This window comes from Roseibium sp. MB-4 (assembly GCF_053005265.1).
This window is the reverse complement of sequence record NZ_JBRKQB010000001.1, coordinates 463,645-480,361: the sequence shown is the minus strand read 5'-3', so window position 1 is coordinate 480,361 and position 16,717 is coordinate 463,645. Positions and strand designations below refer to the sequence as shown.

General features: G+C 56.9%; 14 protein-coding genes. 9 read left to right on the top strand and 5 right to left on the bottom strand.

Features of this window, described 5'->3' with window-relative positions:
* Positions 1-30: 30 nt before the first annotated feature.
* A complete protein-coding gene (locus ACVDG4_RS02360; RefSeq protein WP_133947123.1) occupies positions 31-1,386 on the bottom strand; it encodes a substrate-binding protein in 1,356 nt (451 codons plus the stop codon).
* A gap of 488 nt (positions 1,387-1,874) precedes the next feature.
* Between ACVDG4_RS02360 and ACVDG4_RS02355 the strand changes: the two genes are divergently transcribed.
* The 4 genes from ACVDG4_RS02355 to ACVDG4_RS02340 all read left to right on the top strand — a co-directional run bounded on the left by ACVDG4_RS02355 (position 1,875) and on the right by ACVDG4_RS02340 (position 6,304).
* Positions 1,875-2,483, top strand: a complete 609-nt coding sequence (locus tag ACVDG4_RS02355) for a pyridoxamine 5'-phosphate oxidase family protein (protein WP_447233888.1) — start codon at positions 1,875-1,877, stop codon at positions 2,481-2,483.
* Positions 2,477-3,610 carry an agmatine deiminase family protein gene (locus ACVDG4_RS02350; RefSeq protein ID WP_447233887.1) on the top strand — a complete coding sequence of 378 codons (1,134 nt, stop codon included), beginning with the start codon at positions 2,477-2,479 and terminating at the stop codon, positions 3,608-3,610. The genes ACVDG4_RS02355 and ACVDG4_RS02350 overlap by 7 nt, the downstream gene beginning before the upstream one ends.
* A gap of 97 nt (positions 3,611-3,707) precedes the next feature.
* Positions 3,708-5,753, top strand: a complete 2,046-nt coding sequence (locus ACVDG4_RS02345; protein ID WP_447233886.1) for a M3 family metallopeptidase — start codon at positions 3,708-3,710, stop codon at positions 5,751-5,753.
* Between the two features lie 146 nt (positions 5,754-5,899).
* A complete protein-coding gene (locus tag ACVDG4_RS02340) occupies positions 5,900-6,304 on the top strand; it encodes a DUF423 domain-containing protein (protein ID WP_447233885.1) in 405 nt (134 codons plus the stop codon).
* A gap of 84 nt (positions 6,305-6,388) precedes the next feature.
* On the opposite strand, the gene ACVDG4_RS02335 is transcribed toward ACVDG4_RS02340, so the two are convergent.
* The 4 genes from ACVDG4_RS02335 to ACVDG4_RS02320 form a co-directional block, all read right to left on the bottom strand.
* On the bottom strand, positions 6,389-7,039 hold the full coding sequence (locus ACVDG4_RS02335; protein ID WP_447233884.1) for a sulfotransferase family 2 domain-containing protein: 651 nt from the start codon (positions 7,037-7,039) through the stop codon (positions 6,389-6,391).
* A gap of 223 nt (positions 7,040-7,262) precedes the next feature.
* The gene (fghA, locus tag ACVDG4_RS02330) at positions 7,263-8,087 is read right to left on the bottom strand and encodes an S-formylglutathione hydrolase (RefSeq protein WP_447233883.1); all 825 of its coding nucleotides are present in this window, start codon (positions 8,085-8,087) and stop codon (positions 7,263-7,265) included.
* A gap of 33 nt (positions 8,088-8,120) precedes the next feature.
* On the bottom strand, positions 8,121-8,552 hold the full coding sequence (locus tag ACVDG4_RS02325; RefSeq protein ID WP_447233882.1) for a GNAT family N-acetyltransferase: 432 nt from the start codon (positions 8,550-8,552) through the stop codon (positions 8,121-8,123).
* Between the two features lie 61 nt (positions 8,553-8,613).
* On the bottom strand, positions 8,614-9,726 hold the full coding sequence (locus ACVDG4_RS02320) for an S-(hydroxymethyl)glutathione dehydrogenase/class III alcohol dehydrogenase (protein ID WP_008194504.1): 1,113 nt from the start codon (positions 9,724-9,726) through the stop codon (positions 8,614-8,616).
* 399 nt (positions 9,727-10,125) lie between these two features.
* Here ACVDG4_RS02320 and ACVDG4_RS02315 point away from each other — a divergent pair, with 399 nt between their 5' ends.
* The 5 genes from ACVDG4_RS02315 to ACVDG4_RS02295 all read left to right on the top strand — a co-directional run bounded on the left by ACVDG4_RS02315 (position 10,126) and on the right by ACVDG4_RS02295 (position 16,710).
* Complete coding sequence (locus ACVDG4_RS02315; protein ID WP_209175160.1) at positions 10,126-11,379, top strand: sarcosine oxidase subunit beta family protein; 1,254 nt, start codon at positions 10,126-10,128, stop codon at positions 11,377-11,379.
* Between the two features lie 15 nt (positions 11,380-11,394).
* Entirely contained in the window at positions 11,395-11,700 is a 306-nt protein-coding gene (locus ACVDG4_RS02310) for a sarcosine oxidase subunit delta (protein ID WP_447233881.1), read from the top strand.
* A complete protein-coding gene (locus tag ACVDG4_RS02305) occupies positions 11,697-14,699 on the top strand; it encodes a sarcosine oxidase subunit alpha (protein WP_447233880.1) in 3,003 nt (1,000 codons plus the stop codon). Before ACVDG4_RS02310 ends, ACVDG4_RS02305 begins: the two co-directional genes overlap by 4 nt.
* Complete coding sequence (locus ACVDG4_RS02300; RefSeq protein ID WP_447233879.1) at positions 14,692-15,267, top strand: sarcosine oxidase subunit gamma; 576 nt, start codon at positions 14,692-14,694, stop codon at positions 15,265-15,267. Before ACVDG4_RS02305 ends, ACVDG4_RS02300 begins: the two co-directional genes overlap by 8 nt.
* A gap of 81 nt (positions 15,268-15,348) precedes the next feature.
* Entirely contained in the window at positions 15,349-16,710 is a 1,362-nt protein-coding gene (locus ACVDG4_RS02295; RefSeq protein WP_447233878.1) for an HD-GYP domain-containing protein, read from the top strand.
* The last annotated feature ends 7 nt before the right edge of the window (positions 16,711-16,717 follow it).

Below are 16,717 nucleotides of genomic sequence, written 5' to 3'. Positions count from 1 at the left end.
ACCCGCCCTGTCGGATTTTTTGAGATAGGATTAAGCGCCTGAGTTACAGGTACCCAGTGCACCACCGGCAAACTGCGGGTGATCCGGTGCATAGGTCACCTGCTCCACAGGTGTCACTTCGACGATTTCCAGAAGGTCGAAGTCGGATGTCGGGTTTTCTTTACCCTTCACGACAAGAACGTCCTTGAAGCACTGGTGATCTTCAGCGCGGTACAAGGTCTTGCCGTTGCCGAGACCGTCGAACTCGAAGCCTTCGAGGGCCTCAACAACACCGCATGGGTTGAACGTGCCGGCACGCTCACACGCATCCGCATAAAGCAGAGCCTGAACGTAGCAGGTGTGCGCAGCCTGGCTTGGCGGGAAGCCGTATTTCTGACCGAAGGACTTCACGAAAGCCTTGGAGCCTTCGTCCTGCAGCGACCAGTGCCAGTTGGTGGAGCCGAAGATGCCTTTAACGTTCGCACCAGCACCCTTCGCCATCAGGCGGGAGTAGAGCGGAACGATGATCTCGAAGTTCTTGCCGTTCACGACTTTGTCGCGCAGGCCGAACTGAACGGCGTTGGTGAGTGAGTTCACCATGTTGCCGCCGTAGTGGTTCAGAACGAGAACGTCAGCATCGGACTGCAGAACCGGTGTGATGTAAGCCGAGAAGTCAGTTGCGGCAAGCGGGGTTTTAACGGTCTCAACGGTTTCCCAACCCAAAGCCTCGGTGGACTCTTTGACAGCCTGCTCTGTGGTGTAACCCCAGTTGTAGTCCGCGGTCAGGTGGTAGGCCTTACGGTCAGCGCCGTATGCATTCTTCAACACCGGAGCAAGAGCTGCACCTGACATGTAGGAGTTGAAGAAGTGACGGAAGCCGTTGGCGCGCTTGTCTTTACCGGTGGTGTCGTTGGAGTGGGTCAGACCCGCCATGAAGATCACGCCAGCTTCCTGGCAGAGCGCCTGCACAGCCACTGCCACGCCGGAGGACGAGCCGCCGGTGATCATGATTGCGCCGTCTTTTTCGATCATCGACTTTGCAGATGCACGGGCAGCATCAGACTTGGTCTGGGTGTCACCGGTTACATACTCGACCTTCTTGCCGAGAATACCGTTGCCCTTCAGCGCCTTCGACGAGAAGGTGCCCATCATTCCGCCGTCGCCTTCACCGTTCAGGTGTTCAACAGCAAGTTCGTAAGCACGGAGTTCGTCAGCCCCCTCTTCGGCATAAGGTCCGGTCTGCGGAACGTTGAAGCCGAGGGTAACTGTCGAGCCGGTCGGCTCATTCAAGTAGCCCTGCGACCACGCACGGCTGGTGAACACCGTCGGCATGGCGAGAGCCGTACCGCCGAGCGCGCCGGCGCGCAGAATCGAACGGCGATTAAGGGGTTTGCGAATTAAGCTCATTCTTTCCTCCCAGAAAGGCATGGCGGGCTCACCTTGAGCGCGCCTGCAGTAGCTGTACAGCGGCAAGCAGCTCAGACCTGTTCCCCGTCCGGTTGCCCGGCTCCACCACGTCAAAACTGCAAGCTGGCAAGACTTTAGAAACGATGCGCTTCAGTCAGCAATACGACTATTGGCGCGCCCTACTTTCTAGCGCCTAATACTTTTGAAGTAACGCTGGCTAAATACTTCTCATGACACCTCACTCATGTCGCAGCGCAAACAAACGACATGCTCCGGATCATAGCCATTCCCAAATTTTTCTTGCTGCGCCGCAAAATAACCTATACGTAATGTGACAAAACACCTATCCATCCAGATCATTAGACAAAAGTCATATATGATCGGCTCGCCCGCGCAGGCCCGTACATGTTGGACCGGACCAAAACCTGCACATAAACAATGCACCTGCCGAAATTTTTCTCATGAAACCAACCACAAGAGATTTTTTTATGACCGTTCTCAAAACCATCGATGAGCTTGAAAAACACTATGGGCCAGTCGGCGAAGCGTCGCTCATAAAAGTGACTGATCACCTGACCAGCGCCTACCGTCAAATCGTCGAGAAATCCTGCTTTTGCACACTCTCAACGGCGGGACCGGAAGGTCTTGATTGTTCCCCGCGCGGAGACGCCGGCCCGGTCGTTCGAATCAAGGACCCTCGCACTTTGCTCATGCCGGACCGGCGCGGAAACAACCGCATTGATTCTCTGCGTAATATCATTCGTGACCCGCGCGTCTCGCTGATGTTCATGATCCCGGGCTGGAACAATGTTTTGCGCATCAATGGACATGCGGTGATCTCAGTTGATCCGGCTCAGCTCGCGTTTTTTGTCATGGAGGGAAAAGAGCCCCGGTCCGTCATCGAGATCACGATCGAGGAAGCTTACTTCCAGTGTGCCCGCGCCATCATGCGCGCAGACCTCTGGAATTCGGAGAGCTATATTGCCAAAGGCGACATCCCGACCCCTGGACAAATCATGCAGGAAATAAAGGACAGTTTCGACGGATCGACCTATGATGCGGACTGGTTACAACGGGCAAAAGGGTCCATGTGGTGACAAGAACAGGCCGATCTCGGAGACGTTTTCTGCAAGGTGCCTCTGCGGCGACAGCAATGTTGGCGGCAAGTAGCTCTGGAGCAAGTTTCATGATGTCAGCGCAAGCATCAACGACCGGCTTGCCCGACGGCTACTTCGTCCCGGCAGAAGACGACCCGCACGAGCGCACGTTCATGCAGTGGCCCGTGCATCCCGCTGTTCATCCAGACCGCTGGTTTCTGCAAGACCTGCAGCAAACCATCGCTGAGATTGCAAACACCATTGCCGAGTTTGAACCTGTGGTCATGCTGGCCGGTGCCGATTACCATGCAAACGCTCGCAAGCTTCTCTCCCAGTCTGTCGAGTTATGGGATATCCCGACCGACGATCTCTGGTGCCGGGATGCAGGACCACTGTTTGCAATCAACGATCAGGGCGGCCTTGTTGTCTCGGGAATGAAATTCAACGGCTGGGGCGGAAAACAAGTCCATGACAACGACGGTCAAATTGTGCCGCGTGTCGCAGAGCGTTTGGGTCTGACTGTTTATCCGAGCGGCTTGACCGGTGAACCGGGCGGCGTGGAATGGGATGGCCATGGCACCCTGCTTGCCCATGAAAGCTGCTGGGTCAATCCAAACCGTAACACTCTCTCACGCGCCGAGATCAAAGATCGGCTGCTCAGGGCCTATGGCGCAGACAAGATGATCTGGGCACCAGGTGTTGCTGGTTATGACATCACAGATGATCATATCGACGCCCTCGCACGCTTTGTTCGCCCGGGTGAAGTTCTCATTCAAGTTCCATATCCGGACGACAATGACATCTTTTCTATCTCTGCCAGGAAGACGCTCGCTATCCTGAAGTCGGCGACGGATGCGGAAGGACGTCACTTGAAGATCACTGAAGTGCCCTCACCCGACCGCATCAGAGTGACATCTGATGATTTTCTTGCGTCCTACGCCAACTATTACGTTCTGAATGGCGCCGTTGTATGTGCCGAATTTGGCGATCAGGACACGGATGTCGAAATGCAGAGGACTTTGCGGCGGCTTTATCCGGACCGGGAAGTTGTCGCCCTCAATGTCGACGCGCTCGGCGAGACCGGCGGCGGCATCCACTGTGCGACGCAACAGCAGCCAAGGGTTTAACCTCGACGTAGTGGAATAACGGAAGCGCCTCTTTAAAGGACGATCAGCTTGCGCCATATCTGAGTGCAGTCGATTTCGAACCCTTTTGAGGACTTTCATGACCGCCAATCCGTTGCTGACCGACTGGACCACGCCTTTCGAGCTCCCACCTTTCTCTGAGATCGAGCCGGGCCACTTCGAAGAGGCTTTCGAAGTTTCCATGGCAGAGGCCCGCGCCGAGATCGATGCAATCGCGGATCAGGCGGCCCCGGCAACCTTCGAAAACACGGTTGTTGCCCTGGAAACATCGGGCAAGGCTCTGTCCAAAGTTGCACGAACCTTTTTCAATTTGAGCGGCGCCCACACCAACGAAGCCCTCCAGAAGATCGAACGCGATCTTGCTCCAAAGCTTGCCAAGCACAGCTCCGACACACTGCTCAACGCCAAACTCTACAACCGGATTGCCACTCTTTGGGATGAAAAAGACTCCCTCGGATTGCCCCCCGAAGATGCCAAGGTCCTGGAACGTTATTACAAGATGTTCCAGCGCGCAGGAGCCGGGCTGGAAGCAGATGACAAGGCCCGCATGGCAGAGCTCTCGCAAAAGCTTGCGACCCTTGGCACCTCGTTTTCACAAAATGTGCTGAAAGATGAATCTGAATACCAGCTGATTCTGGAGACAGAGGAAGACCGCGCCGGACTGCCGGACTTTCTGGTCGCCGCAGCAGCAGAAGCCGCCAAGGAGCGCGGCCTTGACGGCAAGCATGTCATCACCCTCTCCCGCTCTTCCATCGAGCCGTTCCTGCAGTTCTCCACCAACCGTCGGCTGCGCGAAGAAGCGTTCAAGGCATGGTCTGCCCGCGGTGAGAAAGGCGGCGACACGGACAACCGCGCAATCATCAAAAACACGCTGGAACTGCGCGCTGAAAGAGCCAAGCTTTTGGGCTTTGACAGCTTTGCCGCCTTCAAGCTCGACGACACGATGGCCAAAACACCGGAAAACGTCCGCGATCTCTTGACCAAGGTTTGGACGCCGGCTGTTGCCCGCGCACATGAGGAAGCAGAAAAACTCGGTGAGATGGCTCAGAGCCTGGGCGAAAACCATGAGATCGAGGCATGGGACTGGCGGTTCTATTCAGAGAAGGTCCGCAAGGCGGAGCACGATCTCGATGAAGCCGAGCTGAAGCCATATCTGCAGCTCGACAAGATAATCGAGGCGGCATTTGACACAGCAACTCGCCTCTTCGGTGTCACGTTCCGGGAACTCAAGGACATGCCTGTCTACCATCCGGATGTTCGGGCCTTTGAGGTCTTGAACCCTGACGGAAGCCATAAAGGCCTGTTCCTCGGTGACTATTTCGCTCGTCCTTCCAAGCGCTCCGGCGCCTGGATGAGTGCGTTCCGCTCTCAGCACAAGCTGATCGGCGGCGAAACACCGATCATCGTCAATGTCATGAACTTCTCCAAGGGCGCATCGGGTGAAGCCACGCTTCTGACATTTGATGATGCGCGCACTCTCTTCCATGAGTTCGGACACGGGCTGCACGGGCTTCTGTCGGATGTCACTTACCCGATGATCTCCGGAACATCTGTCGCACGCGATTTTGTCGAGCTGCCATCGCAGCTCTACGAACACTGGCTATCCGAACCTGAAGTTCTTTCCAGGTTTGCCGTTCACTACAAAACCGGCGAACCGATGCCAAAAGCGTTGCTCGACAAATTGCTTGCCGCCGCGAACTTCAATCAAGGCTTCGCCACCGTGGAATATACGGCCTGCGCCCTTCTCGATCTCAAGCTTCATTTGCTGGACGATCCGTCAAGCTTTGATCCGGTCGCGTTCGAAAAGGCCGAACTTGATAAGATCGGCATGCCGAAAGCGATCACCATGCGCCACCGCATCCCGCATTTTCAACATGTCTTCTCCGGCGACGGCTATTCATCCGGATATTACAGCTATATGTGGTCAGAGGTGATGGATGCAGATGCTTTCGGCGCTTTCAAGGAAGCCGGTGACATCTTCGACAAGGACACAGCGGACAAGCTCTTGACCAACATCTATTCCGCTGGCGGTCGACCGGATCCGGAAGACGCTTATGTCGCGTTCCGCGGCCGCGCCCCGAAAATCGACGCCCTTCTGGAAGGCCGCGGCCTCGCCGCAGCCTGACTTGATTGAGATGCAGTCCCGGCCCCCGAGCCGGGACCATTGTTTATAGATCCTGGCGCAATGCCGGAACGGCAAGCAAGACCTTCCGACCTCATGCAATCGATTGTCCAACCAACGAGTTTCTGATTATGCAGACCTCGCCCACTATGTCCGACGCCACCTCGAAACTTCTCCGTCTCGGTTTGGTCATTGGCGGTTTGAGCGGGGCTTCGGGCGTCGCGTTTTTGGCTCTCTCGGCGCATGCGGATACGACCGGTCTGATGAAGACCGCAGCCCACATGCTGCTCTTCCACGCCCCCGTGTTTCTAGGGATGGGACTCGTCGCGCAGATCCGGCGTGTTCCGTTTTTGCCGGTTGCCTTTGCGCTTATGGTCGTTGGCATCACCCTGTTCAGCGGCGATTTAATCGCACGCGCCACAATCGGCAACCGCCTTTTCCCGATGGCGGCCCCGACTGGCGGACTGCTGACAATCGCAAGCTGGATCGCACTGGCTCTCAGTGCAATCCGGATACACCCAAAGATCAACAGAAGTGGTCCAATTTCACACTGACCAGCTCACAAATCCAAAACTGTCGACAGAATTTTCTACCCTCAAGAAAGACAGTCGTTTCTACAAAAAAAATTGAATTCAGTTTTATAATTTACTTGTTTCAAACAATCTTCCGAAGTGTTTCTCGTAGAGATCGAAATCATCCTCATAAAGCTTTTCGATCATAGAATTTGTTTTCGATCCAATTTGCACCGGATGCTTAATCGAGTTGTTCAAGTGCCCTAAATTTGGCACAAAACTTAGGTGTTTTTCAAAAAATTCCAAGCATTTATGCAATTCTTCCATTCTATATATACTTAGGCTCGGCTCAATTTCTCCTGCCGCATTCCGCAACCAAGAAGTCTGGGGTTGAGCGTGAATTCTGGAGAGCTTTGGTAAGTTCGGATCTTTGTTGAGAACCGCTTCCAGAAAAACATCCAAAGAACTAAAAAGCGAGAACTCTGGCGCTTTTTGCCGGGACCAACGATAGGCTGAAACAATACGTTCAGTTGGGTTCCTCAGAACTGTAAATGATTTGAAGTCTGAGATATGTCTTCCGAGAAAATTCTCGATATCGTGAAAAGCGACGTGCCAACCGATAGATTTTCGTGTGCGATCGTAAAAATTGAGATTCACGACTTCTTTACTTGGGGTAGTTCGCTGCACTCCATAATGCTCCCAAATTGCCGCCGCTACCGTGCTACTCCCTGTTTTTGGGACCTTTATATAAATTACTTTTTGATCAACGACGATCATAGGTCGCTCCGTAAATTTAGCAAAAAAAAGCAATATCGACCGTAGCGTGCTATCGTAAGGCCCGAAATTCCATGCAGAACAATTATTTTAAATTGAGACGAAAGCTTCCACAACTAAAGTTAGATATACCGAGTCCACACGCGTAACATGGACTTAGCTCACAATCGCAAGCTGGATCGCACCGGCTCTCAGCGCGATCCGGATACACCCGAGATGACTGGACCTACTTCAAGCGCGCGGCATGCCAGGCGACATGATCGCGGGCAAAGGTCGATACGAAGTAATAGGAATGATCGTAGCCCGGTTGCAGACGGAAGCTGTGGGCTGTCTTTGTCTCAGCAAGTGCCGCGGCCAGCGCCTCGGGTTTGAGCAGATCGTAGAACTGGTCATCTGCGCCCTGGTCAATGAGGATGTCCTCAACCCAGCCTTTTTCCTTCAGGAGGCACACAGCATCATGCGCCGTCCAAAGGCTCTCATCGCCCCCAAAATAGGCGTCGAGTTGCTTGCGTCCCCAGTCGGATTGGCTTGGGTTTGCGATCGGTGAGAAGGCCGACAAGGAGCGGTACTGGCTCGGGTACTTCATCGCCAGTGTCAGCGCACCGTGCCCTCCCATAGAGTGCCCTGTGATCCCATGGTGGATCGACACCGGGAATTGCGCCTGCACAAGGTCGCGCAGTTCAGTTGCGATGTATGTTTCCATCTGGAAATGCGGTGCCCATGGATCTTGGGTTGCGTTGACGTAAAATCCGGCGCCCTGGCCAAGATCGTAGGCCTCGTCGTTGGCAACACCCTCACCGCGTGGACTGGTGTCCGGAAATACGACCGCGAGGCCAAACTCCGCGGCATGCGCCTGAAGACCTGCCTTGGTCATCGCGTTTTCGTGGGTGCAGGTCAGCCCGGACAAATACCACAGGCACGGCACTGGACCGTCTTTGGCCTGCGGCGGGATATAGACCGCGAAGGTCATTTCCAGACCGATCACAGCGCTTTCGTGGCTGTAGACGCCCTGAACGCCGCCAAAACACTTGTTTTCAGAAAGGGTTTTCATGGAAACTCCATTAAGACTTTAGCATCCGCACCGTCAAAGCTTCCGGTACATGACAAGTGCATCGACATACCCCTCGCGCGGATGATGAAATGCCTCTGGCAACCGGCCGACGACATCAAATCCATATCGCTGCCAGATCTCCACCGCACGCGTGTTTGTCGACACGACAAAGTTGAACTGCATCGCCCGAAACCCGTCCGCCTTTGCAGTCTCGAGCGAATGTTCCAGCATAAGTCTGGCAACGCCTAAGCCTTGCGCGGCAGCAGCGGTGACGAACCCGCAATTGCAAACATGAGAGCCACCGCCCTTCTGGTTTCGAACGATGTAGTAGGTGCCCAGAAGTTGCCCACCCCTTTCAACCACAAAGACTTTTTTGCCGCCTGTCCAATAGGCAAGCGCACCGGCACGGTCGATATCGGGATCGACCGTGTAGGTTTCACCGGCTGCGAAGACGGGGTTCAGCATATCCCATATGCCATCCCCATCTTCTGCGCGGGCAGATCTGACACTGAGATCCGTCACGAGCTTAGTAGAGCACCACTGAGCGGATCGACTCACCTTTGTGCATCAGATCGAAGCCCTTGTTGATGTCCTCGAGCGGCATGGTGTGCGTGATCATCGGATCGATTTCGATCTTGCCGTCCATGTACCAGTCAACGATCTGCGGGACATCGGTCCGCCCGCGTGCGCCGCCGAAGGCCGTGCCCTTCCAGACGCGTCCGGTAACCAGCTGGAACGGACGCGTGGCAATCTCGGCACCGGCCGGCGCCACACCAATGATGATCGACTCGCCCCAGCCCTTGTGCGCTGATTCCAGTGCGGTCCGCATGACATTGACGTTTCCGGTCGCATCGAAGGTGTAGTCCGCACCGCCCTTTGTGAGGTTCACCAGATACGGAACCAGGTCTTCCTCCACCTCGGACGGATTGACGAAGTCTGTCATGCCGAAGCGCTCAGCCATTTCCTTCTTGGCCGGGTTCAAGTCAACGCCAACGATCTGGTCTGCTCCGGCAAGCCGCAGTCCCTGAATGACGTTCAGACCAATGCCGCCGAGGCCAAAAACAATCGCGCGCGATCCAATCTCGACCTTGGCCGTGTTGATCACGGCGCCGATGCCAGTCGTGACGCCGCAGCCGATGTAGCAAACCTTGTCGAACGGGGCGTCCGGGTTAATCTTTGCCAGCGCGATCTCCGGAACGACGGTGTAGTTCGCGAAGGTGGATGTCCCCATGTAGTGCAGGATCGGGTCGCCATCGAGCGTGGAGAACCTGGAAGACCCATCCGGCATAAGGCCCTGGCCCTGTGTGGACCGGATTGCCTGACAAAGGTTGGTTTTCGGGTTCAGACAGTATTCACACGTCCGGCACTCCGGCGTGTAGAGCGGGATCACATGATCGCCCGGCTTCAGGGTCGTGACGCCCTTCCCGACTTCAACAACAACGCCTGCGCCTTCGTGGCCGAGAATCGCCGGAAAGAGACCTTCCGGATCCGCGCCGGACAAGGTGAACTCATCCGTATGGCAAATGCCAGTTGCCTTGACTTCCACCAGAACCTCAAAAGCCCGCGGGCCTTCCAGGTTGACTGTGGTTACTTCGAGGGGCTTGCCGGCGCCCACTGCCACGGCTGCACGAACTTGCATTTGACGATCTCCCTAAATGCTATTGACCCGCACAGTTACTCCGAGCGAGATCATTTGCAAGAACCGGGACGACATCCAATGTCGGATTTACGCATTCAAGAGCGCCGGTTTGTTCCTTGCTGCGCCCAAAAACAGCCCAAGGCCTTACATTTTTCGCGTGTTTTCAGCATGTCTAATCCTGCGGAAAACCTGTGCCGGTGAATATGTCGCTTTCAGACCAACAAGCGACCGAAACCTGATATGCAGATGGGCATGCAATCGCGAATATGCGCACCAACGGACACAGCTTGCCGATTGGCAATTGCCGGTGCCCATAGGACATGAACACAAGGACCGGACCGCGACCGTCTTTCTAACCTGAAAGGCTGTGATGGTCCAAAACGTGCGGAGCCGCTCTTTATGAAGCGTTATTCCTTCCTGGAACTGGCAAAAAATGCCTTTTCCGCGCACCAGAACTGGGGCCGCCAATGGCGCGCTCCGGAGCCCAAAGCCGAGTATGACGTGGTCATCATCGGCGCCGGTGGCCACGGTCTTGCTACCGCCTATTACCTTGCCAAGGAACACGGCGTACGCAACGTTGCGGTTCTTGAAAAAGGCTGGCTTGGCGGCGGCAATACGGGCCGGAACACCACCATTGTGCGCTCCAACTATCTCTGGGAAGAAAGCGCGGCGCTTTACAATCACGCCATTGATTTGTGGGACGGCCTGTCACAGGAACTAAACTACAACGTCATGTACTCCGCGCGCGGCGTCATGATGCTGGCCCACACAGTCCACGACGTTCAGGTTGCACAGCGCCACATCCACGCCAACCGGCTGGCCGGTGTTCAAAACGAATGGCTGACGCCGGAACAAGCCAAGGAATACTGCCCACCGCTCAATATCTCCAAGGACATCCGCTATCCGGTAATGGGCGCGGCCCTTCAGCGCGTTGGCGGCACCGCCCGTCACGATGCGGTGGCCTGGGGCTATGCGCGCGGCGCAGACGACATGGGCGTCGACATCATCCAGAATTGCCTCGTCACCGGCATCAAGCGCGGCGCCGATGGCGCTGTTGAAGGTGTTGAAACGGCCAAGGGTTTCATCAAGGCCAAGAAGGTCGCCGTCGTGGCTGCCGGCAACACCACAACCGTCATGGATATGGCCGGTGTGCGGATGCCGCTGGAGTCCTTCCCACTACAGGCACTCGTCTCCGAACCGGTCAAGCCCGCCTTCCCCTGTGTCGTGATGTCGAACACGATCCATGCCTACATCTCCCAGTCCGACAAGGGCGAACTGGTGATTGGTGCAGGCACGGATCAGTTCATCTCCTACAGCCAGACAGGCGGCATCCACATTTCCAACCATACCATTGACGCGATCTGCGAACTGTTCCCGCACTTCCGGCGCATGCGCATGTTGCGCAACTGGGGTGGCATCGTGGACGTAACCCCCGATCGCTCACCAATCCTGTCCAAAACACCGGTCCAGGGTCTTTACGTGAACTGCGGCTGGGGCACAGGCGGTTTCAAGGCAACACCGGGCTCCGGACACGTCTTTGCGCATACGATTGCCAAGGACGAACCGCACCCGATCAATGCACCTTTCACGATCGACCGGTTCAAGACCGGCCGTCTGATCGACGAAGCGGCCGCCGCCGCCGTGGCACACTAAGGGGAGAATACAGACATGTTGTTGGTTTACTGCCCTTACTGCCAGGTCGAGCGTCCGGAAACCGAGTTTTCCTGCCGCGGCCAGGCGCACATAGCCCGCCCGTCCGACCCTGCACAAGTCACCGACGAAGGTTGGGTTGAGTATCTCTACATGCGCGACAACACCAAGGGTGTTTACGCGGAACGCTGGCGCCACATCCATGGTTGTGGCCGGTTCTTCAACGCCGTCCGTCACACCGTGAGCGACGACTTCCTAAAGTTTTACAAGGCTGGCGAACCGATGCCGGATCTTGACGAATTGGCCAAGGAGGCCGGCAAATGAGCCAGCCATTCCGTACTGAAAAAGGCGGCCGGATCGACCGCGGCGAACAGCTGACCTTCACCTTCGACGGGGAAGAGATGCAGGGCCACAAGGGCGACACCCTTGCCTCGGCACTGCTGGCAAACGGTGTTCACCTGGTCGGGCGGTCCTTCAAGTACCACCGTCCGCGCGGCATCGTGACAGCAGGCTCCGAAGAGCCGAACGCACTGGTCGGCATCTATCGCAAGGGCGATCAGACCCCGAACCTGCGGGCAACCCAGGTGGAAGTCTACCAAGGCCTTGAGGCGATCTCACAGAACCGTTTCCCGTCGCTCGGCTTTGACGTCGGCGCGGTCAACGACCTCTTGTCGCCCTTATTTCCGGCGGGCTTCTACTACAAGACTTTTATGTGGCCAAAGGCCTTCTGGGACCGCGTTTATGAGCCGGTCATCCGTGCTGCGGCCGGTCTTGGCAAACCGCCAAAAAACCCGGATCACGACACCTACGGCAACATCTACGCGCACTGCGATGTACTGGTGGCCGGGTCCGGACCAGCCGGTCTTGCCGCAGCGGTGGCCGCAGCTGAAACCGGCGCAAAGGTCATACTGTGTGACGAGCAGGCCGAATTTGGCGGTTCGCTCCTGTCGGACGAAAACGCAACCATCGACGGCAAAACCCCGATCGAGTGGGTCCAGGAAACAGTTGCCAAGTTGGCATCTATGGACAACGTCACGCTTTTGTCCCGGACGACTGCGTTTGGCTACTTCGCGCACAACTACATCGCTCTTGCCGAGCGTGTAACCGAGCACCTCAGCGACCCGGATCCGAAGCTGCCGCGCGAACGCCTCTGGCAGGTTCGCGCCAAGGAGGTGGTGATCGCCTCCGGAGCCATCGAACGCCCGATGGTCTTCCCGGAAAACGACCGCCCCGGCATCTTGCTCGCCGATGCCGGTCGGACCTATCTCAACCGCTATGGTGTCAAGGTCGGCAACAAGGTGCTTGTCGCAACCGCTTGTGACACTGCCTGGCAGGCGGCTTTCGATCTCGCCGATCACGGCGTGGACGTCGTGGCCATCGCCGACTTGCGTGAAACCCCGCCAGAAAACCTTGTGGCCATTGCACAGGCCCGCGGCATTCGGGTTGAGGCTGGTTGCGTTGTGACCGGTACCCTTGGGCGCAAACGGGTCAAGGCCGCCCTGCTCGGCCGTTTGATGACCTCCGGCCAGGTCGCATCCGCTGGTCAGGTCGCGTGCGACGCAATCCTGATGTCGGGCGGCTGGACACCGACCGTGAGCCTTTACTCACAGTCCCGCGGCAAGGTTGTCTGGGACGAAACCGTTGGTGCTTACGTTCCTGGAAAATCCGTTCAAAACGAGCGCTCGGCTGGAGCCGCTAAAGGTCTCTACGGCCTTCAGGCAACACTTGAGGACGGCTATACTGCTGGTGAAACAGCGGCAAAAGCTGCGATCGGCAAGGAAGCCAAGGTCACATACGCCGCCGCATCCGGCGGGGAAGCAGGCCAAGGCGCTGTTCTCGGTGCCCTGCCCCATGACCGCAATGCCTCGCGCGTGAAGGCGTTTGTCGACTACCAGAACGACGTGACCGCCAAGGACATCAAACTGGCCGCGCGCGAAGGCATGCAGTCGATTGAGCACATCAAACGCTACACGACGACCGGCATGGCGACGGACCAGGGGCGTCTATCCAACATGAATGCGCTTTCCATCGCCTCTGGCGCTCTGGAAAAGCCGATCGTGGATGTCGGTCTGACGACGTTCCGCTTACCCTATACGCCAACAACCTTTGGTCTGTTCGCAGGCGTTGCCCGCGGCGATCATTTTGATCCGGTCCGCAAGACCCCGTCCCACGACTGGGTTGTCGCCAATGGCGGCGTTTATGAAGACGTCGGACAGTGGAAACGGACTTGGTACTTCCCGAAGTCGGGCGAGGACATGCATGCAGCCGTCGCTAGGGAATGCGCTACTGTGCGTGAAAGCGTTGGCCTGTTTGATGCGTCCACTCTTGGCAAGATCGAGGTGGCCGGACCGGATGCAGCCGAATTCCTAGAGCGGATGTACACCAATCCTTGGAAAAAGCTGGCTCCTGGCCGCTGCCGCTATGGTCTCTTGCTGAACGACGCCGGCTTCATCGTCGACGATGGTGTCATTGGCCGTTTGGCAGACGACCGCTTCCACGTGACCACGACCACCGGCGGTGCGCCGAGCGTCTTTGCCACGATGGAAGATTATTTGCAGACCGAATGGCCGGACCTCGACGTCTGGATCACCTCCACCACTGAGCAATACGCAGTGGCCGCAGTTCAGGGACCTAAGGCCCGTGAAGTGATCGCCCCGTTCATCGAAGGCATTGACCTGTCCGCAGAGGCTTTCCCGCACATGAGCGTCAAGGAAGGCACCTTCTGCGGTGTTCCGTGCCGCCTGTTCCGCATCTCCTTTACCGGCGAACTCGGGTTCGAGATCAATGTCCCGCGCCGCCATGGCAAGATGATGTGGGAAACGCTGGCAGGTGAAATCGAAAAGCACAACGGCACAGCATATGGCACGGAGACAATGCACGTTCTGCGCGCCGAAAAGGGGTACATCATCGTCGGTCAGGACACCGACGGGACTGTCACCCCGCAAGACGCCGGCATGAGCTGGGCCATCGGCAAGAAAAAGCATGACTTCGTCGGCAAACGCGGCCTGGAACGCCCGGATCTTGTCGCCGAAAACCGCAAGCAGTTCGTCGGCCTCCTGACCAAGGATCCGAAGGTCAAGCTGGAAGAAGGCGCACAGATCACTGTTACGCAAAACCCGGCCACCGGAACACCAGCGGAAGGTCATGTGACTTCATCTTACTTCAGTCCCGCCATGGGCCGGACGATCGCCCTGGCGATTGTGAAAAACGGCCATGCCCTTCATGGCAAGTCGCTTTATGTGCCAATGCCGGATGGCGGCATCGAGGTGGAAGTGACCAGCCCAATATTCTTTGACAAGGAAGGAGCGCGGCTCAATGTCTGATCTTCTTGCCAGTGACGTCATCACGCCGGACGCCGGCGAAACCCCGCTCCTCAGCCTTCCGGATGTCTCAATTCTGAAGGCAGCGCCGATGACACGGCTGTCGCTCCGGTTGCGCGAAACTGCCATCCCGGCGGCGGGTGAAGCTTTCGGCGCGAAATTGCCGGTGACCCCGCTCGGTGCGGAAACGTCGGCAAAACGGGCAGCGCTTTGGATGGGGCCGGACGAATGGACGCTTTTGGCGCCGGAAGACGAGCTTCAGGCTGTGTTTGACGGGATCGAGGCCAAACTGGACGGTCAGCCGCACTCCCTCACCGACATTTCGCACCGCTCGGAAGCTTTGATCGTTTCAGGTCCAAAGGCCAGCTGGTTGCTGAACACGGGGATATTCATCGATTTCTCACTGGAAAAGTTCCCGGTGGGTACAGTCACCCGGACAATCTTCCACAAGTCTCCAGTCATGATCTGGCGCACGGGTGAAGACACATTCGTGGTCGAGGCTTGGGTCTCTTTCATGGACTATGTTGCCGGCATCCTTGTCGAAAGCGCCCAGGAGTTGGCCGCGGCCTGACCACAGCCTGCGCGTACAACAACCGCATCTTAAGGTTCTTCGGCGACCCTTACGCGAACTCGAGCGTAAGGGTCGTTTCTTTTGCCAGCTGAAAACACAAGTAAGATCCGTCTGGCCGAGCTCTTCGGAGCGCTCAGTCACGCCCTCGACATTACCGAAGGCCAACCACGTGGGCATTGTGTCCGCTGCTGCTGGATCGGCATCCACATCGGGCGGCAAATCGGTCTGCCGGAAGCAGAACTCAGCGACCTTTATTATACGCTGCTCTTGAAAGATCTCGGGTGTTCCAGCAATGCGGCACGCATTTGCGAGCTCTATTTGACGGATGACCTGACCTTCAAGCACGATTTCAAGACCATTGGGACCAGCCTGCCTGCTGCACTTCGGTTTGTGCTGTCGCATACCGGTTTGAAACACGGCTTTGCCGAACGGGTCCGGGCGATCGTCAACATTTTGCAGAACGGCGGCGATATTGCGACGGAGATGATCGAGACCCGTTGCCAGCGCGGCGCGGACATTGCCCGCCAGATGCATTTTTCTCAGCCGGTTGTAGACGGGATTTACAGCCTCGATGAGCACTGGAACGGTCAGGGGCGTCCGCATGGGCTGAAACAGGCTGACATACCGCTGTTCTCACAGATCGCGTTGTTGGCGCAGGTGATCGACGTGTTCCAGATCAACGCGGGTAAAGACAGCGCGCTCACAGAAATAAAAGAGCGCAGCGGATCCTGGTTTGATCCGGCCTTGGTCGCAGCCGCGGAAACAACCGCTTCAGAGACAGGATTTTGGGACACACTCCAATCGGACGATCTGGAGGCGACCGTGTACGGACTGGAACCGGCCCAGAACGTCCGCTTCACCGATGATGACCAGCTGGACGATATCGCTCTCGGGTTCGCGCAGGTCATTGACTCAAAGAGCCCTTACACAGCGGGGCACAGCGAACGGGTCACGCTTTACACCGACATGATTGCGGAAGAACTGGGGTACAGCGCCCGGGACCGGCAACTCTTGAGACGCGCGGCATTGCTGCACGATATCGGCAAGCTTGGTGTCAGCAACTCCATTCTCGACAAGCCCGGCAAACTCGACGATCTGGAATGGGAAGCAATCCGCCTTCATCCCGTCTTTACCGACGAGATCCTCCTTCGTATCGACGCCTTCAAAGACTTGGCTCCGATCGGGCGCGGGCATCACGAGAAGCTCGACGGGCGCGGCTATCCTGATGGGTTGACCGCAAGCAGGATCTCCATGGAGACGCGGATCGTTACGATGGCAGATATCTTCGATGCCCTGACGGCAGAGCGGCCTTACCGCGCAGCCATGCCGCTCGCAAAAGCCCTCGGTATTTTGGAGAGCGATGTCGGATCTGCGTTGGATTCAACATGTTTTGAAGCCCTGAAACGCGCCACACAGCGCATGGACGGATACAAGGCTGCATAATTCCGCT

What these genes read in the sequence shown, in the direction of transcription:
- ACVDG4_RS02340 (WP_447233885.1), top strand. Translation starts at nt 5,900, where the DNA reads ATGTCCGACGCCACCTCGAAACTTCTCCGTCTCGGTTTGGTCATTGGC.
- ACVDG4_RS02345 (WP_447233886.1), top strand. Translation starts at nt 3,708, where the DNA reads ATGACCGCCAATCCGTTGCTGACCGACTGGACCACGCCTTTCGAGCTC.
- ACVDG4_RS02310 (WP_447233881.1), top strand. Translation starts at nt 11,395, where the DNA reads ATGTTGTTGGTTTACTGCCCTTACTGCCAGGTCGAGCGTCCGGAAACC.
- ACVDG4_RS02300 (WP_447233879.1), top strand. Translation starts at nt 14,692, where the DNA reads ATGTCTGATCTTCTTGCCAGTGACGTCATCACGCCGGACGCCGGCGAA.
- ACVDG4_RS02305 (WP_447233880.1), top strand. Translation starts at nt 11,697, where the DNA reads ATGAGCCAGCCATTCCGTACTGAAAAAGGCGGCCGGATCGACCGCGGC.
- fghA (WP_447233883.1), bottom strand. Translation starts at nt 8,087, where the DNA reads ATGAAAACCCTTTCTGAAAACAAGTGTTTTGGCGGCGTTCAGGGCGTC.
- ACVDG4_RS02355 (WP_447233888.1), top strand. Translation starts at nt 1,875, where the DNA reads ATGACCGTTCTCAAAACCATCGATGAGCTTGAAAAACACTATGGGCCA.
- ACVDG4_RS02315 (WP_209175160.1), top strand. Translation starts at nt 10,126, where the DNA reads ATGAAGCGTTATTCCTTCCTGGAACTGGCAAAAAATGCCTTTTCCGCG.
- ACVDG4_RS02335 (WP_447233884.1), bottom strand. Translation starts at nt 7,039, where the DNA reads ATGATCGTCGTTGATCAAAAAGTAATTTATATAAAGGTCCCAAAAACA.
- ACVDG4_RS02360 (WP_133947123.1), bottom strand. Translation starts at nt 1,386, where the DNA reads ATGAGCTTAATTCGCAAACCCCTTAATCGCCGTTCGATTCTGCGCGCC.
- ACVDG4_RS02320 (WP_008194504.1), bottom strand. Translation starts at nt 9,726, where the DNA reads ATGCAAGTTCGTGCAGCCGTGGCAGTGGGCGCCGGCAAGCCCCTCGAA.
- ACVDG4_RS02325 (WP_447233882.1), bottom strand. Translation starts at nt 8,552, where the DNA reads ATGCTGAACCCCGTCTTCGCAGCCGGTGAAACCTACACGGTCGATCCC.